The following is a 22,522-nucleotide window of genomic DNA, read 5'->3' as shown; positions in this document are numbered from 1 at the left end:
AAATATTGTTAATTCTACTGCTTCGCGTAGGCTGTACTTTCTTCCTCCAACAATTGCCTTTGAATATCTTTGCTTGTCAATGAATTACCATCATGGCTCCAACCAGGAGGGTTGATCAGATACTTAATTTTATCGAACCAGGAATCGGTTTTTTTCATATCCTGACCTAAAGCAATGAATTCGTGGAAAATAATATTAACCGGGCCCTGGTCTTCTACTTCTTTAACGAGTCCGTATTTAATTTTATCTTCTGGTAATTCTTCCTGGAAGGTACCGAAAAGTCGATCCCATATTATAAACAGCATTCCCATATTTTTATCGAGATACCTTGCATTGCTGGCATGATGTACTCTGTGATGAGAAGGTGTTACAAAAATGTACTCGATAATCGGATGTAATTTGCCAATTGTCTGGGTATGTACCAGATTTCCATAAATCTGGGTAACATAGTAAGCAAAAAGTATGTCGATAGCACTAAATCCCAGTAAGGCCAATGGCACAAAGAAAAATAGGCGATAAAGCGGTTCAAACACACTGGAACGGAAACCCGTAGTCAGATTAAACTTCTCAGATGAGTGGTGAGTAACATGAACTGCCCAAAATACCCTAACGAAATGGCCAGTGGTATGTAATAACCAATAAAGAAAATCCTGGAGGATAATCAATACAATCCAATACCAGTAAACATTGGTAATACTTACCATGCTATAATTCTGATAACAATAATCCAGAAACAAAAATGTTCCTGTTTTCATTACCAGGTTTACCAGAAAGTTTACCCCCATCAGGTATACAGTGGTAATTGTATCCTTTGTTTCGTATAGCTTTTTATTGTGCCGGTAACTGAACCAGGATTCAAGCAAACTAAGCACAATGATCATCCCAAAAAGATAAAAAATAGCAGAACTTAAATGTTTTTCTGTTATCATAGGCAACGCATTTCCCGAGCAATTGGCTCTTATTTTTCATACAATACATGACGTACGGAAAATTCCGCACACAGAAGAGTGACTGGCTAAAGCACAAACGGAATTATGATAAATTTATCGTGTAAATGCTGAAGCATGGCGTTATCAGGCTAAAAATAGCCTGGGTCTCTAAAGTTGGGCCGAAATTACATTAATTGTTAGGAAGTAGCAACACACTTGATTGCTTTTTATTATTTATGGTCACCAATGCGCATTCTTTTAAGGAAATTTTAATGATTAATAGGCTTTTCCCTCTTTGGACAATTCTCTTAAAATACCTTTCTCCAGTAACGGAGCATTAACATGCTGTTCGTTTTGAGCCATGGCAGTCAGGCAGCAATAATGGGCTATATTTACAATATTAGCTCCTGACAATTTATATCGCTGGGCTATAAACTGCAAATCGATACCAGGCCCCGGTGGCAATTTACTTGGGAATGCTTTTTGCCAGATTCTCAGTTGCTCTTCAGGAGTAGGATAAGGGAAATGTATAACCGATTGGAACCTACGTACAAAGGCGTCATCCATATTTCCTTTTAGATTACTGGCAAGAATAATCAGGCCATCAAAAGTTTCGATACGTTGCATTAAATAGGATACTTCCTGGTTGGCATACCTGTCATGTGCATCTTTTACCTGAGTTCTCTTACCAAAAAGCGCATCTGCTTCATCAAAAAACAGAATCCAGTTTCTATGGTGTGCTTCTTCAAACAAGGTATTCAGATTCTTTTCTGTTTCCCCTATATATTTAGAAACCAGATTGGATAGATCAATTCTGAAAACAGTTTTCTTGAATTCCTTGCCCAGAATAGCGGTAGATACAGTTTTTCCGGTGCCAGGAGGGCCATAAAACAATGCCCTGTAACCCGGATTTATTCTACTTCCCATACCAAATTTCCCAGACAACGTTTTATTATGCTGATACCAGGCACGGAGTTCAGACAACTGATGATCGGTTTGAGGATTAAGAACAACATCTTTCCAGGAAAGCTTAGTTTTTAGTTCTCTTGCCGGAAACTGTGAACTATATAAAGGAAGGTGTTCCCTTCCAGTTGTAAAGTAAGTAACAAAAGATTGATTTAATATTAGCTTGCCACTAATCATTGGCTCTCCATCTGGTGGGTTCTCCAGTATCAACACTCTTCTTTCTGCAAAGAAATGATCAGGATGGAAAGTGCGGTGGAATAACAAATGGCGCTCCATCCAATTTTCACCTGTCAACAAAAATAATGCTGTTTCTGCTGTTGGAAGAAAACCTCTGAATTGTCGGCCTCTCATACCTCCAATTGGTGGAAAATCTGCCGGTTGTCCTAAAGCATCCTGTATTACCTCATCAAAAAAACCGGGGCGAATATGAGGACATAAAGCAATCAGCAACCAATAATGGTCTGTGAGGCTAAGTTCATATTTTTTTACAAACCTGGCTAACGGACCGGTAGCCTTATCCAATGGTGATAAAATTAATATTGGTGTAGTATTCCTTTCCTGGGCTAAAGTATTAGTGATCCGCTTACGGATTAAGTCTGATAGAATCTGAAAATAATACTCCCAGTTACTTTCCTGCATTTCCATAAATATAGTTTTTTAGCCATGAGACCCCGGCTTCTTTGAAAGGCCATCAGTATTTGGGCGCCCAGGTGTGTTTTTATCATTGGACTTCGGACTTTTCTGTACAGGTTTTTCCTCTTCCTTCTTATCTGCTTTCTGTACAGGTTTCTCTTCCTCTTTTTTATCAGCTTTTTGAACCGGTTTTTCTTCCTCCTTCTTATCTGCCTTCTGAACTGGCTTTTCTTCTTCTTTTTTATCTGCTTTCTGAACTGGCTTTTCCTCTTCTTTCTTATCTGCCTTTTGAACAGGTTTTTCTTCTTTTTTATCTTCGGCCCTTTGAATTCCATTACCGAAGAATGGAGAATCTTTAGCTCCCTTATCGAAGAATGGGCCTTTCTTCTGAACAACAGGGCGTTTCTTTTTACGAATACTTCTTGTTCTCATATTCCTGTATTTTTGAAGATCAAGTATTAGGTTGAGGAGCAGCGGCTGCACCTTTCTTTTGTTGTTCCAGGTTGTACAATTCATTTTTGAAACCTTCAATATCACTGGCACTCACCTGATGTCTGAAGAACTGGAAGGTTAATACTCTGGCTAATTTTTTATCTAATGGGTCTTCTGACTTACGTAGCTCATCTTTCATTGCATCAAATTCTTTATACTCCTGAATTTTAACTTCTTCTGTAACTGCATCGCTAATAAATGCTTGCATTTCCGGATCTTCTGCATATTTTTTCTGAAGTTTCTTTTCATATTCAGTAGGAGAGAATTCTTCATCATTAACAGATCCCTGCATATCTCTTGCAATATCTGCTCTTAACTTATCCTTGGCCATCTTCCTTTCTTTTTGTGCCTCACCATTAATACCACCATCCAGAGCCGCCCTACCTTGTTCACCAGAGAAATTAGGTTGCTCAACATTTAATTTACTGAAGTCGTCCGGCTTAATGAGATTTCCATTTTCATCGAACTTAATAGGTACACCTACTTTCAGGCTAAGACCACTTAAGTCGGCCGCTCCTTCTGCGAGCACCCATTCTTTATAGTATAAGTTAATTGTTGTAATCCAGAGATCGAGGTCTACACTTACACTACCGGTTAACCTGAAAATAGCTTTTGGATTAACTGTTATATAGGCAAGTAATTCTTTCAATTGTATACCCTTTTCATGGTTCCAGGTTGCAGCAAGCTCTCCTCCCACTTCTCCTTCAATACCAATTCCTGCTTGCCCACCCAGGGAGCCTTTAATAGTAGCAACCAATACCTGAGCACCGAGGGAGGCTTTAATTTCCATATAGGCTTCTGCAACAGCCTTAGAAGCCACTTTGCCTTTAATATCAACCTGGGCGCTATCAATTTCATTAATATCAATTTCCCTGAACCCTATTGTTAATTCCTGTAAAACAAGTGGCTCCCAGTTGAAATTGAAGTGTGCACCACCGCTTATTTCGAAGAAGATGCTTACCCCAGGAATTCCTACTAATGGGATTTTGATACTTGGGAAATCGAAGAGTTTATGGTGGAAGTTGACTCCTTCTCCAAATGGTTTGATATTGTTAACGGCTATTTCGCCAGCTACCAGGAGTTTTTTATCAGGAGTAAATCGGGCCTTGATGGTTCCATTTATTCCTTTGAAGATTTCTACAGTAAGTTCACCATAACCGAATACCAGGACTTTTCCTTCCTGCGGATCGCCAGTGAGTTGACCTTTTTCATCCACACCCCTGTTTGTAACACCCAGTTCCAGCTTACCGATGAAACGTCCTTTATTATAATCTACAACAGCCCTTACATCCAGGATGCCTTTATCATAGGAGAATGTAACAGTAGAACTTAATCCAGGTACTCCAGGGAAATCAGGAGTAGCGGTACCTTTAACGGAGAAGGTCATATCTTCTCCCTTCTTGGAAGCAATAGTAATAGTAACACTTCCACCTTTAAGGCCGGTTACTTCACCCAGTGTAGCTTCAGCCGTTACAACAAAATCTCCGTCTTTATCTATCCGAGCATTTATTTTCAGGGTTTTGAGTCCAGGCACCGTTAGATTAGCCGTTCCTGTTACTACAATTACACCGTCTTCATAGTCGAAGCTGATGGTAGCATCTTTTACCCCTTTAATTTTATTGGCGCCAATTCTGGCAGTACCACCAAACGACCATCCTTTTTCGCTATGGTAGCCAACTCTGAGTTCCCCATCAAATTTCGATTTATCGAAAATAAACTTACCTGTGAGTTTAAATGCTTTACCATCCGTACCAGCAGTAATTTCACCTTCACCCAGTTTATCGACATTAAAGCGAATTACACCAGTCAGATCAATCTGATCTTTCTTTGTAGAATAGCTGATAATTAAGAAAGCGCTGGTGACATTAAACAGTTTAGGGAAATTTTTAGTGATGATATCCATCGGTATCACTACAGTGAATTTAAGATCTCCACTACTGATCATAAATTCTATTTCAGCACCTTTAAGCAGATCAATATCAGGGTGTATAGATCCTTTTACCACCAAACCTTCTACTTCATCCAAATAAAAATCATCTATAGTAACAGGACTCAGACCTTTAAACATTGTGCGGTTGAAAGTCTGTTTGGTTTTTATATAATAAGTATTTGATCGATTTGGCAATTTAATCAGATCAAATGTAAGGGTGGTATCTGCCACTCTTTTACCTATATCTTTATTTAATTTGAAAGTAATTGATGCATTTCCTTCCAGCCCTTGAAAATCTTTTAAGGTTGATGATTCATAATCAAGGCCCAGGTAAAAATTGGATATTTTATTACCAACATCAGTATACTTTAATGATTTTGGAATCCCTAATCTGGCGCTTACATAAATTGTTGCGACATCGGCTTTACCAGCTGAATTCTTTTTCTTTTCATCGCTCATTTCAACCACTCCCTCCAGATGACGGCCTTGCATAATTTGCTCGACACTCCAACTACTGCCTTTGCTTCTTTTTTCTGATCTTACTGGTTTAGGATCAACCAATTTAAATTCAACTGTATAATCGCTGGTTAACTCATTCGGTAAATCGGCAAAGAATCCAGGGCTATTTACGTTTACACTCTTGAATTCATCCATGGCATCATTCATCCTACTCTTTCTTTCAATCAAGAAGGCAAGGCCGCAAGACATATTCACTTTATCCTCCAGCAGTTCGTAGTTTGAATCATCATCAGCCCCTCCCAGTTGCTTTTCAACGATATGGTCTACCTGAAATACCTTCCTCTTACCTTCTTCAGTCCAGAAAGGGATATACATTTGCGCTTTTAATTCATCAGCCGTACCAATCATGTCATAGGTATTATCACCTTTCAGCGTCAGATAATAGACACCATTATTAGCGGTAAAATTTTTTATTTTGGTATCAACTAAACCATCAACTGCATCTTTAACTTTAGTCTTCCAATTAGGGATTTGTTTTGATTTTTCCTTTTTATCGCCAGCAGCGCCATCTGTTCCGGGAGCAGCACTACTATCCTCTTTCTTTTCTTTAACTTTAAACTGAAGATTTGCATTCTTATATCTGGATATATGTTGCAGTTTTCCTTCAGGTATAGAAATCATTAGCCCCGTTAACTTGTCTTTTGTTAACATAATAGAATAATCCGGGTACTTGATTCTTTTTGCGCCTTCGACATTTACTGCCTGGCCACCTTTAGCGCTGGTTGCAGTACCTGAAGGGCCTGGAGCCGGAGCCGGGGCAGGAGCAGGAGCAGGAGCCTGAACTGCAGAAGGTACATTAGCTCTCTGAATCGCTTTCTTTTGAGCTGCACCATCATTCTGCTGAATTGTATGCGTTAATTCATGCGCCAGCAAATGATCTCCATTAGTAGTAGCTGGCTGGTATTCGCCTTCATTAAAGTAAATGTCATTACCATGAGTAAACGCACGGGCATCGATCGCATTATTCATTGCAGTAGCATCCGGGCCGGTGTGAATACGTACCCCACTAAAATCGTGTCCCATAGCAGTTTCCATCTTATCGCGGGTAGATTCCGCCATAGGGCTTCCACTTCCATGTGACGCGGCCAGTTGTGATTCCATATTCGGAGGAGCTTCCGACGTTTCACCGGTGGCACTACGTTGCAGGTTAGCATCCGCAGATGATGCATGGTTTTGCTCCAAAGTAGTTGGACTTTCAAAAGCACGCCGACGTTGGATTTTCCTGGATGTTTGCAATCCATTACTCTCCTCACCTGTTGCTGCTTCCATTTGTTCGCCCTGCACAACTTTATCAGCCATTGCATCGGCTTCGCGTTCGTAAACATCATCGGCCGGATGAACTTTTAATTTTGCCTGTACGGGAGCTGTATTATTAAAGAATGGGGCGGCAGTAGATGTGGGGTGTTCAAAACCTCCTTTCCCGGCATTCGAAAAGAATGGCTGCTGGTCCTTGCTTTTTTGCTGAACCCGCGTTTGAAAAGGAGATTTTGAATCCACAGATTTCATATACTATTTTTTCTTCTTAAAGATCAACCATAATAAAATCAGCAATACCAGTAACACTACCCAGATAGCCCATGCAGGTAAGCCTAAAGACATTAACCAACATTTTATCTTAGCCCAGAAGCTCACATTATTGGTATAACAATCTAATTTAGCAGCGTCGCCTTTAATCGCATTAATACCATTTATGGTGATAGTGCCACTACCTGATAGTTTGCCATTTATATAAGCTACATAAGTACCATCTCCCTTATCAATAATGCTGTCGACTTTGGCTCCAGGGTAATCAATCACTATACTACCAGCATATCCGGGCCCCCAGAAATATCCATCATTGGATATAGGACGGAAAGTAAGGACAGTTTGACCACTATTATTTGGAACGATGGAGACAGCGGAATTCGACATATCAATATCACCATGTGACACAATAATACTTGCCTGCTCAAATCTGCGGATACTGCCCAGTGTAGAATCCTCTGCTTCAATGCTATACAATACCTGGTAAACACCTGAAACCTTCAACTGGTTAAAATCACCTGAATATCTTCCAGTAGCGGGGTCGAACGTCAGGTTTATTTCATTTTCTACTGACTTCAATTTTGCAGCAATAGCTGTATCTTTCAAGAGCTCTTCCAGTTTGTTTAATCCTGGTGATCCCGGATCACCAGTTGGAGGGGCAGTGTAAGCACCTCCTGCTCTGGCAATAAAATCTCCGATATCTACACCTGGCGCAAAGATGCCAGCCTTTACAGTAGCATTGGTTATAACCGTACCATTCTTGGAAATCTTGACTGACGGACGAACAGTCTGACCAACGAGGAAGGATTTACCTCCCAGAGAGTAATCCATATGCACTGTATGATCATCAACTGTAAACGAAATATAGTAACGAGGTTTAACATTCTGGCCATCATTACCACGTACACCAATAACAGGAGGTACAAAAATACCACCTGCAATCACCCAGGTACCCTGAGGTTGCAGTGAATCCTGGCCGGGTATCGGAAAGTCAATAGTGAAAGTCCGATAGCCATTTCCATAAGTTTTTTTAGCATATGGTAAAATGTTCTTTCCATTAGCAGTAAGTACCAACACGGAATCACCATTGGCAGGTTGAGATACCATCGAGATAAATACTTTCCTTACTTTTTTATTTACAACAAACTCCTCTTTAAATGTATAATTACTTCCACTGATAGCATAATCACTATTTCTGATTCCTACGAACTGTGGACTAGATGTAGCCAATATTTTATTCACCATGGCATCCAGACTATTCGCAATTCCACCTGAAACATCCTGGGTATTGTTGTCAACTATCAGGAAACGATTGGGATCATTATCTCCAATAGCTGCCATCAGGTCTTTATAGCTACCTACAGAACCATAGCCTATTGCATAAGTGTATATCGAATCTGTTGTAGGATAGTTTCCTCTCAATTTTACGTTACTTGGAATTAAGAATCTACCGGTTGGATCAACATACTGACCTGAGTTTTGTTCCCCATCAGAAAATACAAACATAACTTTCGTATGACCTTTCACAGCAGGTGGATTTAACAATAAATCGCTACCTGCTTTCATTCCTTCTCCCAAAGCCGTATTACCTCCAGGCCCGGATGCATTTACAACGCTGGTAATTTTAGAAACATTGAGATCATTAAGCGGTATAAGCCCGCTTGGATCTGCAGGTGTAGAACTATGAGTATCAAAAAAACGTAGTCCGGCGTTATCTACATTTGATCCAAAATAATTTAGTTTAGAGGTCATTAGACCAACTCCAATTGTTAGTGCTGCCCATCGAGACATATTGGCTTTTGTAAGCATAGTTCCCATACTCCCCGACTTGTCCAGCACAAAAGCATAATCTATAACATTGTTTACAATTAGTTGTAAAGTAGCATCTCCTTCCTTAAAACCTGCATCCTGAGGGTTACCTACCGCTACATGCACATTATATTCAGCGATATAAGACTTATTTGTGGTTACGGTAAATTGATTAGGAGATCCCGGTACAGGAGTGATATCCGGACAAGGAGCATTATTACAACCATTTGGTGTTAATGTCCATTCTTCTACCGCCCCGGCAGTACCACCTGTTTGGCTAAATACTAAGGGGGTTGAAGTTCCTTTTACCACTCTAAGTATAAATTCACCTGGAGATGGCTGCTGAGCACCTGCCAGGCTGATTGTTACCTGAGCTTTGGCGGAAAATAGTCCAGTCAGCAGCAATAATAACAGTAGACTGTTTTTAATCATGATATATTGTTTTGAGGTTTGCTGATTTAAATAACTCCCTGCCATTCTGTAATAAGCAGTTGCTTCATCCATGAGTGTTTAATCATACTGAAACTCCAGGGCAACCGGTCGAGCAACAAATCAATGGCGGTACCCTGAACTAGCAAATGCCATTCATTATTTTCATCCGTAAGTTTACCGTCTCTTTTTAGAAAAGCCTCTCTAAGCGCTTCAATACTGGAATCGCCCAAGGCCTCCCAGTACTTAATAACTGCCCATAACATCTCCTCACCTTCCTTCATTGCTTCTTCTGTTAAAAAAATATCTGCTGAGATAATATCTTCAAGTGCCAATCCAGCTAATATTTTCGGCAAAATCATTTGCCAGTCAGCATTCTCAGCGTCTCCATTTGCCAGATAAGCGATTAGCTTTGCAGCAGTTTGCTGTGCAACAGACGACACAAATTCTCCATCTATTACAAGCTCCAATTTTTCAAACAGCATAGGTAAGAAAGCTGCAACTACTACCAATCCTGCATCGCCGATGAATATACCAGTAGGTCCATCTTTCTGAACCTGATTATTCTCTGAGATTATTTCCTGTAGTTGTTGCAGTGGGAACAACTCTACATTCTTAACATTTTCTTTCTTAAAAATTTCAGCAACAACAAATGGTAAATCCATTGGCTGAGGTAGGATATCCTGATTTAGTTCCTTAGTACTTAATTGATAAAATGTATTTGTTTGGCTGGAGTTTGCAATCAGATTTTTTATGGAAAACCATTGTACAATCCAGGGCGGAAAGTGAGTCTCAATCTTTTTACCATCAAAATTCCTGACCAATTGATAAATATTCGTTGTCCATTCACTTTCTGGAAAATGTAAATAGTATACCCTCAACATTTCATAAAATCGATAATTATATGAATTCCTGGCCGCTTTTGTATACAATAAGAATTTATATAATTGAGGTAGTAAAGTAGACTGCTCGTTTATCTGTATTGCCAACACAACGAAAACATCTAACAATCTTTTATCATCAATTGTCAGAATTTCATTTAATTCGAGTAACCAGTATATAAATTTTTCTGAAAAAACATTGACTAACCTGTAAACTGCTACCTGATGGTTCAATACATCTGTTACAATTTTTGAGATTTCATTTTGGGAACTTCCATTTATATAGATGTCGATCAATTTCTGTTCCCATTGTTCTCTGTTTAATGTTGTATATTTTGCATTCCAAACAGATCTTCCATTCTTTAAATAGTGACTCCAATGTTGCCACAATACTATATCCTGAGGTAGTTCTATTAAATCCGTGAATGAAGTTTCTTTTGAATATTGCTTGAAAGCTGACAATCGTTCTTTTAGTTCATGAAGAAGTTTATCAGCTAACATAGAAGAAAGGTCTTCAAATTTAATAACTCCTAAATCAATTTCCAGTTTGTCGATTATCAGATGTTGACCCATTAAAGTAATATCATCAAAAATATCAGACAGGGCAGGAACAACTTTTTGTTGCATAGTTTCCCCTACTGTATTAGCAACAGTATGAAACGCTGCATCATCACTAAGTGATAGTTCGAATGTCTGTCTATTGATCTGATGATTTGCCATATTTAATATTCACCTCTGTTCTTTAACCAATTAAATATATTATTAACTGAATCTATCATATCGCTTTTTGCCAGTTTAAAATTAGCTTCCGAAATTGCCGGGTTACTGATAGCATTTGTCCATGCCTCGAAAGCATTTTCAAATTCATACATCAAAACAATATTTAACCATACCACTCGAATTTGTAACCATGCAGGCAATTCTTTTTTGATAACAGCAGTTGCTACTTCCTGATAAGCGTCATCACCAAACCTGGGGCCTGCCCCCGGAAGTACTACCAATAATTGCGATGAATACATATCTGTACCAAACCCTTCTGCAATGGTTAAATCAGGCATTAATGGAATACTAAGAAACTTGTCCTGCAACATCGGTGTAGCATACGTTTGTGGGCGGAGTAAAATCAGTTCGAGTAAGTGTAATCCTTCAGTAGGTAGCCAATTGGCCTTTAAATATGCAGCAAAAGATGTTGCAGCATTTGTTGCGGCCGCCGGAGTAGGGTAAGTATTAACGGAGGTTGCAAGAATATGAGACTTATCATCCATCAATACAAAAGAATAAACACCGGCACTGGTAGTGATCTGATAATTATCTTTATTAATTCCCCAAATCAAAAAATCGGAAGTTCCATCCTGTGCTTCATAATCAAAAGCATAGTCAATACTTTTCATCATGGGATTAACACCCTGGCTGGCGGTAAAGTGGATTTTAGGATATACTCCTGAAAAAGCAAATAATGGATTCCAATTTTTCCACCGACGCTTTACTAACTTATCGGGTAATTGAAAAAGATGCACCAGCTTTTGTAAGATGGTAGCAGTATTAGTAGTATTCCATGATGGCTGCGTGTAATTAAAAGCCTGAAACCTCTTGTAGGAAAGACCAGGAGCTGCATGCAAAAAATTATACTTTGCAGTATTTGCTGCTATAGGTGTCAGATTATCCCAGATTGAGTAATATCTGAAATCCTCTCCTATCCTAGCTAATAAATGGTCAAGCAATTCTCCTCTTCTTGCATAGTTATCGTCCTTATCTGTTTTCAAGGCATTTTCATAGAGTGGGCTCAGATAACTATCATAAAACGGTAATAGTTTTCGTAAGTTAGCAGGATTACGTGTTTCAGTATCAGCATTATTGATTGACAACAGCTGCATACCGCTTTGCCATTGTGTTTGAAAATTGGCCAATAATTGCTCAAAGAAAAAGAAATATCCTCTTGCCTGTGCATTCGTTGAAGTAAGTTCCTTTAGTCTTAATTCATAGCATGCAGGCATTTCATATTGAATGGGATAATAGGAATTATTATATGTCAGTTCATCTGTTGGTACAAGTACTGGTAATACTGACACCGGAGTAGTTGTTACCACAGTATTCTTCAACGTCTGGTATGCATTATAAACAGCACCAGGATCATACGACTTGATAACACCCCGTTGGCGTATCACTATATTTGATTTGAAAATATTCAACCTGGGTCGCCACGTAAAATCATCGGGTAGGCGTAAACAGTTTTCCTCACTTTCACCGGCCAGTTTATTATTAATAAAGCTTTGAATGCTTAAGTTAAATAATGCTATAATATTTGTATTTCGCTGATGTTGGATGCCTTCCAGCATTACATGCAATACATCCGACAAAAAGATGCTCCTGCCCGGAGGGAGTTGTAGTTTATAATCTGATAGATAGCCATTCTTTAAAATTGGCCCCTCGAAGGCTTTCCATTGCTCATTATCCGGCAGTTCATCCTGCAAAATAACCGGGCTAATAAACAGATCCAGTACAAAAAATATTTCGGCCAACAATGGAACTACATCAATACCAGGAGTAATTTCAAGATCACATTGTACTCCTATTTCCACAATATTTACAGCATTCAAGGCAGCAAAATCCTCTGCCAGATTGCGTTGCTTCATTAATGCCTGCATTGTCTGAGAGGCAAGCAAATTGCATTGTTTAATAATTTTATTGTATTGGAATACCGGCCCATTTAAGGAAGTGAGATAACTTTTATACGCAAGTACAACAGCATCCTGTTCCTCAGTTGTGAGCATAGGTGTATTTACCCTAAGTATTATACTTACAATAATGTCGCGGGTCATTAAGGTAACAGGGTCTGTATAGTTAATCTTCAGATCTGCGAAATAAACACCCTGACTGGTAGGATCAGGCTCCAATCCACTGCTGACAATTGTGATTGTATTAAGGGTCATGTTCCCTTTAAAGCCAATAAAGTCGGGATCTGTAGTATCCCATGTAAATGGGAAAATAATATCGGCCCAATAAGTTGCTGTAGCTCCGATGAGTAGATTAACGGTTTGATTGACGGATAAAATATTACCATTCAGTTCTCCCAGCAACTTATCCGGGGCCCATTGAATCAGTACTTCATAGATACCTTTCAGGACAAGCTGGATACCGCTTGTGAAGTTGTAACTGTTATTTTGAAGGAAGATCGAAGGAGTTGATTCTTTCTGTGTAGTAATCCATGCATTTAAGATAGTATCCTGGTCTATTAACCATTTTCTCCAATCCAGTAACGTGACAGGTGTATTAAATAGTACATCTTTAGGATCAAAGAAATCATTTTGTGCCTTAGTTCCACGTAACAATTGTAATTGATCTGCAATTGGTAATCCTGTAAGGTGAAGTTGTTCGGTAAGGGAATAACAAAGAGCCTCCAGAATTGTAATTCCAGGATCATGTTCATTATGATCTGTCCAAAGACCGGAAGATATATCAATAATATTTTTCATTGCCTCTTTAAGCAACGAATCATACTGACTATTACTCTTATCAGCAGCTAATAACTGAACAAAAGGAGAAACCGGTTGAGTCATGATACCATAGATTTGGTATGATTACCATTTTGCTGCATTTCAGGTTTAACAGTTTGGGAAGCCAATTGAGGTCCTAATTGAGCCTGAATATTATGAATCAGCTGATGTACCTGGATGTAAGGCAAATTGCTTAATGCATTAAGGATTAAAGAAGCCTCATCATGGTTGATTTTCAGATGCAGATGTTCAGACATTGTTATATTGATTTTAGTTGTGTTAATGTTTCAATTTTCCTATCTAATTCCTGAATCGCATTTACCATAACAAACAGCAGGGGACTTGTATCCATTACGATCATATCCTGCGGATAAATCTCATTTTCTTCATTACCCAGTCTTTTGATCATATAAGGCATTATTTTTTCAACTTCCTGTCCGATTACTCCAATCTGCTCTTCTCCATCTCTTGTTCCCCCTTTTCCGTTATAAGTGTAATTAACCGTTTTCAATGCCTTTATTTTTTCAAGACCATCAATAAAGTCTGATATATCTCTTTTAGCACGGGCGTCTGAAGTAAATAACCAGGACCCGCCACCAGAGGATTTTATTCCATGCCCAACAACGTGTAGTGTAATCGTTTCTCCCGCGCCAATAGGGCTAGACGGTACTAATTCTGAAGTTGTTCCCAGCAACATCTTACCGTTTTTCATTTGTCCGAATGGACTTCCGTCTATACAAAAGTTGATTGGTTGCCCGGTTATTGAATTAATTGAAACGGTGCCATTGCTATCCTGTGCAATTGCAAAGTTTTTATCTACAATTCCGGTGTTAGGACCAGCAGGGTTTCTGACTGAGTTATGAAAGAAGAATGCTCTGGTACTGGTACCATTTGCATTATTTCCTATAACAGCAGTGGCTACACGTAACTTGCTTGTGGCACCAAGTAAGCCAACTTCCAAATCATCTGTCAGGGCAGCAGGTGTTGCGCCTATGTTTACTCCTACTTTCCCTCTGTAGGCTACATCGGGTTGAATTGCGGCAGGTTGGGCCGCTAATCCGGTAAATACCTGACTATCTGCACCGATAGATTTCCAGGTACCTCCCAGGTAATATTGCACAGCAGTACCATTAAAACGCATAGATCCATCCTGAGGCGCGCCAGCAAAGCCTCCCAGCGTTAAATTATTTATAGTAGTTTGCCCACCAGTAAAGGAAAATCCATCTTCTGAGCGATGTATAAATGAATCTATAAAATCCGAGAAATCATTTCCGTTAGGCCTGGCGCCATCGCGAAACAAAACTTTTAATACTGACCGATTTTTTTCCATGATAATTTGTATTTAGAAGTTGCCTCAACTTTTTGTTATGATAAAGTCCAGATTGATGGTCATAGCCCCAATTCCAAGCAAAGGAACACTGTTGCAGGAACGGGAAGTATCAACCACCGTTATAGCATGTCGGGGTACCGACACTAAAATCGCTGTTGGTTGTGAAGGCACTACCACTTCCCAATCGGTACCCACAATAAACGTATCACCAATTGTCATGATTCCCACATTGGGCATTGGTTTTCGGCTAACGCTGAAATCCTTCCCTACTTTCATTTTCCCGATAGAACTTTTGCCATTATCTATCGCGTTTAAGTGAAAGAGTTTAAAGTCAGTGACAAAATCGATATATGGCAGATTCTCTATGAAATAAATTATTTCTGACCTGTATATTGCGGCGTCAAAATGCAGACGTGAAGATTCATCGAAAGCCCAGGGCGATAAATACCTGATCAGATCTGTATTCAACTGGTCGAGGAAGTATGCAGGGTCATATCCCGATATGAACTTCACTTTGAAATCTGCAAGTAATTCTTCATATACCGGATTATAGACTTCAATATTGGCAAATGCTGGCAGGTAACTACTTAATGTATTGGCGATATTATCCAAAACATAGCCATTAGCTTTAGGTTGTAAACGCTTCGCTAAAGTTTGATGAATATTGACTCTGGGAATAATTATCGCTGTTGTGGTACCCGGATTAAGTGTATCACTTGCACCAAGGCATTTTATTTTAACAATATCAGGGAAAGCAGCGAGTATTAGTCGTTCTATATCCCAGCCCTGTACTGCACGGTTTCGATGCCGAAGGCGTTCAGCCATCCGTGTTATAAAACTATCTGTAGATTCGGCTGCCCGGCCCCCATATGATACATAAGGTTGAAACACTTTCTTAACTGCACTGTTGCCGGTAGGCATTTGATGAATACTATCAGGAGGCAGTCCTGCAGCCAGATGATTAGCAAACGCATCAGGAAATTGATCAATCATTGAAGTATCCAGTTCAGCTTCTACAGCCTGGGCATAAATACCATCTATCGGTGGTATACGATACAAGCCTTCCTGTAACTCTGCTCTTAACCATAGTAAATCCTGTGGCATAGCCGGATCTGTCAGTGAAGCATCAGCACCTGTTTGCAAGGCAATTATTCCGGTTTGCCTGAAAGCCTGGGTTGTATCCAAAACCAGCTGATCACTACGCAGCCGCTGCCAGATACCATCGGCCAGGTAACTCCAGTTAACCACCGGATCTGAATATCCTAACGGATCATCGCCAGTTGGAGGTACTTCATTATCGGCAGCATGAAACAAGACACTAACTTGTTGTTGTGGCAATAATTTATTTAAACCGATATATAAATACCCGTTAGCAGAAAGGTCGGGTAACAATAAAGTACTGGTATCGTTTATTTCTTCAATTCCAAATGGACTAATATGATACAAAACTGCATCATTTCCTGGGAAAATAGTACCTGAAGCTGTATAATCTACGGCTACTTCTTTCAATACAGGAGTATAAGGAACCTGCGGCATTGTGTAATTTCCAGCAGGATTATGAATCATTGCCTGGGTAACTGCAGAAATAGCCTTTGTATAGTTGCTATGACCAAAAGCACTGAAATCGGCATACTCCGGTGTAGCAAGGGTAAGCCTTATAAAACCTTTTGGAATGCCCGAAACATAACCCGATGATAAATCAGCAACTTCAACATCATCTATAGTAGGTACGGTAGCAAATATTTTTTGTAATTGAGCTGGTAATAATTCAACTTTAGCTTCACTATCCTTCCCTACTCCACCAAACATCAATGCACCCTGCTGTAGCGTATGATTGTCGAAAGTGCCGTTCAACAGCATGTCTACATCCCATCTGTATTCCGCAAATGAGTACCAGTTAACGACTGAATATCCTGCATAATATTGTTTAAAATCAGCTGGTGGGTTCAGCCATTTAAAATGCAGGGTAGCCTGACTAATATTTTTCCCGAAACATTCTTTACTACCAATAAAAAACCTGGAGCCAATCACCGGCCAGGAACCAAATACCTGGAATGGGGAATTTACACTTTGCAGTCCTTCATCATTTTGTACAACCAGTTGTTTTAAGCCAGTGACTACCGTTTGTATATCTACCTGGGCTATACGAAAATTTAGTAATAAATCAGGTGTTACAGTATTTTCATTACAGATAATCCTAAGTACCGGCACCCCATCAGGAAAAGAAGTTTTATGTATAGCTTGTTGATGTCCTATTATCGGAGGTATTGCTTCAGAAAGCGACAAGACTAATTTTAACAATGCTCTGTTGCCAGATGCTGTATCAATTGTTGCTTGTATTATATGCAGATTTACCCATCCTTTTTCACCAGTCAGTGTAATTGCTAAATTTGTTAATTCTGTCAGGCTCGGAGCGGTACCAGAATAGGGAGAAGATAAAATACTCAATGTAATAGTCCTTTGCCCCCCACCCAATTCCAATAATGATGAAGTAACAGCTAATCCTGCGGTGGCAGGTTGCATTACACGGTCTGTTACTGCCAGCGGAGTTTGTGGCCCCCCAAATGGAAGAAAGCTGTTCGTAATAGCAGTTGGATCATATGCTGCTTTCCAGAATCTATTACCACCTAAAACCCTTTCAACAAACAGCACATAGGCAGAAGTGACCTGCCCCTGATTTACAATCAGGTCACTTGTCGTATTATAAATTAATGCCAACCCATCTTCCGTCTTCCCGGCATCAAGGGGTGTATTTGCAGTAATTAATTGCGGAGATAAATTCTTGTTCAGCTCAAACACCACCTGCACTTTATCTGGAACCAGTGCTTTAGATGGAAATTTCAGACGTTCGTTATAATACCAGGCAGCATGAGCTCTGGGAACTCCGTTGAGGTTACTTTTGAGTTTATTGAGTAAAGATAAATATACCAGTAGCAATCCCAAATGAGCAGGAACATCTTTGCTTTCAGCCCTGGCATTTAATAAGGTTTCATAAGGTAATAATGAAGGACTGGAGATACCCGACAGGAGACTTTTAAACATCCCGGACCATTCACCTGTCTTAAATCCCTGGCTGTTATAAAAGGCTACCTCTTTGGATAAAGCATACAGGAAGCCAAGCAATTGGTCTGGATCTCTGTCTTCCAATTGTACATATGTTTCCTCAAGCGCTGGTAATAATCTATCCCATTGCCCGATTCCATCGGAGTATAATAATGCCTGATATATTGATTTAAGATCTTCCATTATTTACATTTCCTTCATTTAGATAAAAAGGATAAACGAGGTTATATCGAGAATTGGTAATTAATACCGTATAATCCAGTGAGATCAGTATTAATCCATTTAGGTAGTCGGCAGTCGATATATCTATATTATTCAGTTCTATTCGTGGTTCATAATACAGGATAGCGGTTTGAATCATATCCTTGATATAAGCCAGCAAACTGGTGGTAATCGGTTCGAACAACAAAACATCGAGGTTACAGCCATAATTTGGTTGCATAACTCTTTCTCCCTGCCTGGTACTTAGCAGGATTTGAATACTTTGTTGAATATCGACTTCTTCACTTGCCATTTGCAGCTCTGAAGAAGTATTGAATGAAAGGGGAAACCCCCATCCCTTACCAAGAAAAGACTGATCTGTGTTCATTTCATTTAAGTTTTTAACCAATCAGCACTGTAAATTCTCCTGCTACAATTTGCCCACCATGTGCGGTAGCATCTCCCATCCTTGCTGCTGGTTTTCCATTAATCAGTACAGTTGCTGAACCTTGAAGAATTGTATCCGGTGGGCCAACACAAACCGCGATATCTCCCATAACAGCTGCAGGCATTCCACCTATCAGCACATTGGCGGCTCCTGGTCCGCTACAAGGTCCTCCAACGTGTGGAATGGATGGAGTACCTGGTGTAACCATTGGGCAAACATGCATATCACTGATTCTAGCTGCTGGTAATCCCATTTTGTAAGATTTAATTTATCTGAACAATAGAGCCTTTCAACTTTGCAATAGCACTGCTACTTAATTCCATCCCCGCAGTTCCTTCTGCCTTGAATTGTACTTTGGCCGCATGCTTAATATTCAAACCGGCTGTTTCCACGTCACCGCCAGAAGAACTCAGAGTAATTTTCTTGGCAGTTTGAATTGAAATTCCATCCTGGTTCATCACCAGTTTGTTTCCATTCTGATCCTGCAATGTAATGCCCTTATCCTTTTCAGACAGTAAAACGCTGTTACCTGCAGGAGTTTCCATCAGGATACTTTTATCTCCTTCCTGAAAGACAACTTTCATTTTACTGTCACTGTAATAACCTTTCTCTTTATTTTCATCTTTGGCGGTAACTGGAGCAGGTTTCTTGCTACTATTCAGCATGCCCAGAATTACAGCCTGTCGGGGATCATTGGCAATAAACCCTACGATTACTTCATCGTCTATATCCGGTCTGAAAAAAGTACCACTATCCTTGCCGGCATCCAAAGTGGCGATACGAGCCCAAACACCTTCAGCCACTGCATCTACCATTGGAATTTTCACGAGTACCCGGTCTTCATTCAAAGGATCTTTTTGCAATTGTGCTACAATACCGGTTTGTAATCCATGCACCAGTGGAAGTAATGAAGTTGGGGTTGAATTATTATGTGCAATTTGTTGAGCATACCAGGCTTTATCCATTCCCAATTGTGCGGTGGTAGTCCAGCCTCCGTTACTGATATCATGTCTGATTCCGGAAACGAAGTGTTTACCATTGAACCGATCGCCAACTCCCTGAATTTGTAATAAATCTCCTGGTTTAATGCCAGCAAAACCATCGAATGTTACATTACCGGTAATCTTTGCCAGCATGGCTTTTTGCCAGGCGGCATTGGCCCATGACTGCAATTCTTCCCTTGGCAGATTACCACCATGTCTGAGCGTCAATGCATTTTTGGTAACATTAGCCAATTGGGAAGCGGTAAAATTTCCAGGCTCCTTAATACTGGCCGGAGTTTGTGCCTGCACTTCCAGTAAAGCCTGATCGGCAGGACTCCAGGTAGTAGCAGTTACACCGGTGAGCTGGGTTCTTGCATCCATTTCAGCATTGAGAGATAAAATGGTAGCTCCATATTGTAAAGTCAGAATAGGATCATCTGAAAATGATGGAACTCCAATAACAGCTTTTCCGTCATTTACAAAAACGAGGCGTCCATTAACATCCATACGTTCCAGCAAAAAATCCCAATCTGTGCTGTCGTATTGGATTAGCTCCGGATGCTTATACGTTGTTTCTTTACTGACATTAAGTGACAATTGATATTTATTAAAAATCTTACTGGCGATATCTGTATCTTTCATATCAGAGTAGACAGCAGCATTTTTAGTCAGCGTCATTAATACCGCTGAATCTCTGCAATCCAGCTGTAATTGGGATGATCCATTCTTTCTGATGGAAATTCCGTGTTTTATTACAATACCTTTATAGATACAATCTTCCTGTGACTGATGGCCCGCAAAAATTTCTATAGCAGCTCCGGGAACAAATAAGGTATCGTTACTGGCAGCAAAAGATTCTTTGGCTGGGGTTCCGTCAATCAATGTCACTTTCGCCTGAGGAATACGATTAGCCTCTTTGATAACGGTAACTGCATAGACCTCGTAAGAGCGAGGTATTTCTTTACCATTGATTCTGATACTAAAAGTAACTGCAGCACCGGCAACTCTGTTTGGTATTGTACGGGTATTGGACATACTATGTTTTTTGAACCGGAGGAAAGATCAACTCCATTCCAGGAGTCAGGTTTCTAAAATCAGCCAATTTGTTAGCCTGGGCTACCTGAAGATAATACGCAGGATCATCGTATACTTTGTAACAAAGCATAGGCAATGTATCTCCTGCCTGAACTATTCTTTTGTGAGTAATATCCGGAGATTGATCGCCTTGTTGCCTAACCCTTAATTCATTTTCTACAGTACTGGTGAATTTACACTTTACAATAGCCCGGAGAGGTATACCATCGGGTTTAAACAATTTGAAGTTAATTGTCATTTCTTTCAGCACACACTTGAAGATCAGTTCACCCCATTGAATGATCAGGTAAGGTGGTTGATGTATTACCCCTTTATAGTCGTACACTACTTTCTTAAACTGAATAATATCCGGCCAGATTCCGTCTTTGCTTTCTTCACTGATTCCCGCCTGGTTTTTTGATTTAAAAGTACCAGGAAGCGCTCCTGTTTTATCAAATACAAATTCCATATCTATATCTTCCGGTTCAACTTTATCAAAGTTCATCTGCTGAGATTTAGTTCCGGAAGCCTGTTGCTCTTTGTATTTAATCTTATAGGAGCGTGTATATCCTTCAGGGTTCAGTAATACAGTAAAATCACCTGAAGAAATTTTCTGGTCTTTTTTAAAAGTAGATGACTTGTAAGAAGTTATTTTTACTTTATCAAGTTCGTTAGACATGCGATTATCTTTCTTGTCTGTTTTTTAAAACTTCCAGCACTTTTTCAACACATACAGCGATCAGATCATCCTGTTGCTGGTTTGGATCGGTTGTCGCGGGCGCTGGAGATGTTTCTCCCGGAAGTTGGGCAGGGGCCGATGCCTTACCGGTATCAATTACTGCTTTGATATACAATTCTCTTATTTCTACGGGCATAGCAAGTGGTTAAAGGATCGTGAAGAATTGATAACGAAGTTCCAGTGTTTCAATTAGCACTTTGCTCTCCATTGAAGTAAGATCTTCTATCGACCATTTTTTAGGCCAGGCTTGTTTTACGGCCCAGGTTAGCAATGGCTGATGTTTCTCATTCAGTAGTTTAATTTCCAGGTCTACCGGCCTGATTTCGAGGTGTTCGAAAGTATTGAGGCACCAGGTTATCAGGCCAGAATCTTTTATTAGTCCACGTTTCAATACCAGGTTAGGATATTTTGTCCGAACCGGCACTTCATGTTCGAACCTATTTTCGCCACCTTCTTTTAAAGTCTCTGTTTGGATCTCTGTAGATAATCCGCCTACCGACTGAAACATAATATCATTCTTACCAGCGGTTACACCATGTAACTCTTCTGTAAATCGGAATTCTACTTTGAAATGAAATGAAACCGGTGGATAATAGGTATCAGCCATACTTGGGAATATTAGTATTATGGTTTTGAAACTTCAATGCCTTCATGAGCTATTTCCATAGTTTCAATAGCCACTTCATTGCCATCAGATTTCAGGTCGCTGGATTGTACTTTAATAGCCCAGGCATTTAATACTTTCCAGGTCATTACCGATTGGTGCTTTTCATTCAGTAAGTGAATGGTAACATTCCGTCTTTCCACAGTATTCATGGAGATAGTTTTAATCCACTCATGAAATTCCAAATGCCCCTGAAATGTTCCTCTTTTAAGCGTTATGTTGCTCAGTTTCTGTAAGCCTGGCATTTTGATCTTATGGAACTCCGGGCTACTACCATCGCGATATTCAATAACGTCTGACTCAATTGTCAACCCGGTAACCTCTGTAAATCCTATTTGGGCATCTGCCCCCCATTCCACTCTAAAATGGAATTTCGGCATTGGATAATTTGCCATATAATATTGTTAGTTTAGC

17 protein-coding genes are annotated in these 22,522 nt (G+C 39.8%); all 17 read right to left on the bottom strand.

Going from position 1 to position 22,522, the window contains the following annotated elements; translation table 11 throughout:
- Positions 1-14 precede the first annotated feature (14 nt).
- Entirely contained in the window at positions 15-929 is a 915-nt protein-coding gene (locus DVR12_RS24215) for a sterol desaturase family protein (RefSeq protein WP_116978391.1), read from the bottom strand.
- A 276-nt stretch (positions 930-1,205) separates the two neighbouring features.
- On the bottom strand, positions 1,206-2,540 hold the full coding sequence (locus DVR12_RS24210) for an ATP-binding protein (protein WP_116978390.1): 1,335 nt from the start codon (positions 2,538-2,540) through the stop codon (positions 1,206-1,208).
- Positions 2,541-2,552: 12 nt separating this feature from the next.
- The gene (locus tag DVR12_RS27840) at positions 2,553-2,960 is read right to left on the bottom strand and encodes a hypothetical protein (RefSeq protein ID WP_199417193.1); all 408 of its coding nucleotides are present in this window, start codon (positions 2,958-2,960) and stop codon (positions 2,553-2,555) included.
- Between the two features lie 19 nt (positions 2,961-2,979).
- Positions 2,980-6,975, bottom strand: a complete 3,996-nt coding sequence (locus DVR12_RS24200; protein ID WP_116978389.1) for an eCIS core domain-containing protein — start codon at positions 6,973-6,975, stop codon at positions 2,980-2,982.
- Between the two features lie 3 nt (positions 6,976-6,978).
- Complete coding sequence (locus DVR12_RS24195) at positions 6,979-9,234, bottom strand: vWA domain-containing protein (RefSeq protein WP_158563362.1); 2,256 nt, start codon at positions 9,232-9,234, stop codon at positions 6,979-6,981.
- A 26-nt stretch (positions 9,235-9,260) separates the two neighbouring features.
- Positions 9,261-10,832 (bottom strand): contractile injection system tape measure protein, encoded by a 1,572-nt coding sequence (locus tag DVR12_RS24190; RefSeq protein WP_116978387.1) that lies wholly within the window; start codon positions 10,830-10,832, stop codon positions 9,261-9,263.
- Positions 10,833-10,834: 2 nt separating this feature from the next.
- Positions 10,835-13,669: a hypothetical protein gene (locus DVR12_RS24185; protein ID WP_116978386.1), complete on the bottom strand. Its 2,835-nt coding sequence runs from the start codon at positions 13,667-13,669 to the stop codon at positions 10,835-10,837.
- The gene (locus tag DVR12_RS24180) at positions 13,666-13,863 is read right to left on the bottom strand and encodes a hypothetical protein (RefSeq protein ID WP_116978385.1); all 198 of its coding nucleotides are present in this window, start codon (positions 13,861-13,863) and stop codon (positions 13,666-13,668) included. The genes DVR12_RS24185 and DVR12_RS24180 overlap by 4 nt, the downstream gene beginning before the upstream one ends.
- 2 nt (positions 13,864-13,865) lie before the next feature.
- Positions 13,866-14,936, bottom strand: coding sequence for a tail fiber domain-containing protein (locus tag DVR12_RS24175; protein WP_116978384.1), 1,071 nt, complete (start codon positions 14,934-14,936; stop codon positions 13,866-13,868).
- 24 nt (positions 14,937-14,960) lie between these two features.
- Complete coding sequence (locus DVR12_RS24170) at positions 14,961-18,182, bottom strand: baseplate J/gp47 family protein (protein WP_116978383.1); 3,222 nt, start codon at positions 18,180-18,182, stop codon at positions 14,961-14,963.
- The gene (locus tag DVR12_RS24165) at positions 18,169-18,588 is read right to left on the bottom strand and encodes a GPW/gp25 family protein (protein ID WP_116978382.1); all 420 of its coding nucleotides are present in this window, start codon (positions 18,586-18,588) and stop codon (positions 18,169-18,171) included. The genes DVR12_RS24170 and DVR12_RS24165 overlap by 14 nt, the downstream gene beginning before the upstream one ends.
- Before the next feature lie 13 nt (positions 18,589-18,601).
- Entirely contained in the window at positions 18,602-18,901 is a 300-nt protein-coding gene (locus DVR12_RS24160) for a PAAR domain-containing protein (protein ID WP_116978381.1), read from the bottom strand.
- A 10-nt stretch (positions 18,902-18,911) separates the two neighbouring features.
- Positions 18,912-20,666 (bottom strand): type VI secretion system tip protein VgrG, encoded by a 1,755-nt coding sequence (gene vgrG, locus DVR12_RS24155; RefSeq protein ID WP_116978380.1) that lies wholly within the window; start codon positions 20,664-20,666, stop codon positions 18,912-18,914.
- A gap of 1 nt (position 20,667) precedes the next feature.
- On the bottom strand, positions 20,668-21,384 hold the full coding sequence (locus DVR12_RS24150) for a CIS tube protein (RefSeq protein ID WP_116978379.1): 717 nt from the start codon (positions 21,382-21,384) through the stop codon (positions 20,668-20,670).
- A 4-nt stretch (positions 21,385-21,388) separates the two neighbouring features.
- On the bottom strand, positions 21,389-21,580 hold the full coding sequence (locus tag DVR12_RS24145) for a DUF5908 family protein (RefSeq protein ID WP_116978378.1): 192 nt from the start codon (positions 21,578-21,580) through the stop codon (positions 21,389-21,391).
- A gap of 9 nt (positions 21,581-21,589) precedes the next feature.
- A complete protein-coding gene (locus DVR12_RS24140; RefSeq protein ID WP_116978377.1) occupies positions 21,590-22,051 on the bottom strand; it encodes a phage tail protein in 462 nt (153 codons plus the stop codon).
- Positions 22,052-22,068: 17 nt separating this feature from the next.
- The gene (locus DVR12_RS24135; RefSeq protein ID WP_116978376.1) at positions 22,069-22,503 is read right to left on the bottom strand and encodes a phage tail protein; all 435 of its coding nucleotides are present in this window, start codon (positions 22,501-22,503) and stop codon (positions 22,069-22,071) included.
- Between the last annotated feature and the right edge of the window lie 19 nt (positions 22,504-22,522).

It is taken from the genome of Chitinophaga silvatica (assembly GCF_003419895.1).
GTDB classification, from domain to species: domain Bacteria; phylum Bacteroidota; class Bacteroidia; order Chitinophagales; family Chitinophagaceae; genus Chitinophaga; species Chitinophaga silvatica.
This window is presented reverse-complemented; position numbering and strand designations above follow the sequence as displayed.

Excerpts from the sequence above, each read along its gene's own strand:
- DVR12_RS24215 (WP_116978391.1), bottom strand. The coding sequence starts at position 929 with ATGATAACAGAAAAACATTTAAGTTCTGCTATTTTTTATCTTTTTGGG.
- DVR12_RS24210 (WP_116978390.1), bottom strand. The coding sequence starts at position 2,540 with ATGGAAATGCAGGAAAGTAACTGGGAGTATTATTTTCAGATTCTATCA.
- DVR12_RS27840 (WP_199417193.1), bottom strand. The coding sequence starts at position 2,960 with ATGAGAACAAGAAGTATTCGTAAAAAGAAACGCCCTGTTGTTCAGAAG.
- DVR12_RS24200 (WP_116978389.1), bottom strand. The coding sequence starts at position 6,975 with ATGAAATCTGTGGATTCAAAATCTCCTTTTCAAACGCGGGTTCAGCAA.
- DVR12_RS24195 (WP_158563362.1), bottom strand. The coding sequence starts at position 9,234 with ATGATTAAAAACAGTCTACTGTTATTATTGCTGCTGACTGGACTATTT.
- DVR12_RS24190 (WP_116978387.1), bottom strand. The coding sequence starts at position 10,832 with ATGGCAAATCATCAGATCAATAGACAGACATTCGAACTATCACTTAGT.
- DVR12_RS24185 (WP_116978386.1), bottom strand. The coding sequence starts at position 13,669 with ATGACTCAACCGGTTTCTCCTTTTGTTCAGTTATTAGCTGCTGATAAG.
- DVR12_RS24180 (WP_116978385.1), bottom strand. The coding sequence starts at position 13,863 with ATGTCTGAACATCTGCATCTGAAAATCAACCATGATGAGGCTTCTTTA.
- DVR12_RS24175 (WP_116978384.1), bottom strand. The coding sequence starts at position 14,936 with ATGGAAAAAAATCGGTCAGTATTAAAAGTTTTGTTTCGCGATGGCGCC.
- DVR12_RS24170 (WP_116978383.1), bottom strand. The coding sequence starts at position 18,182 with ATGGAAGATCTTAAATCAATATATCAGGCATTATTATACTCCGATGGA.
- DVR12_RS24165 (WP_116978382.1), bottom strand. The coding sequence starts at position 18,588 with ATGAACACAGATCAGTCTTTTCTTGGTAAGGGATGGGGGTTTCCCCTT.
- DVR12_RS24160 (WP_116978381.1), bottom strand. The coding sequence starts at position 18,901 with ATGGGATTACCAGCAGCTAGAATCAGTGATATGCATGTTTGCCCAATG.
- vgrG (WP_116978380.1), bottom strand. The coding sequence starts at position 20,666 with ATGTCCAATACCCGTACAATACCAAACAGAGTTGCCGGTGCTGCAGTT.
- DVR12_RS24150 (WP_116978379.1), bottom strand. The coding sequence starts at position 21,384 with ATGTCTAACGAACTTGATAAAGTAAAAATAACTTCTTACAAGTCATCT.
- DVR12_RS24145 (WP_116978378.1), bottom strand. The coding sequence starts at position 21,580 with ATGCCCGTAGAAATAAGAGAATTGTATATCAAAGCAGTAATTGATACC.
- DVR12_RS24140 (WP_116978377.1), bottom strand. The coding sequence starts at position 22,051 with ATGGCTGATACCTATTATCCACCGGTTTCATTTCATTTCAAAGTAGAA.
- DVR12_RS24135 (WP_116978376.1), bottom strand. The coding sequence starts at position 22,503 with ATGGCAAATTATCCAATGCCGAAATTCCATTTTAGAGTGGAATGGGGG.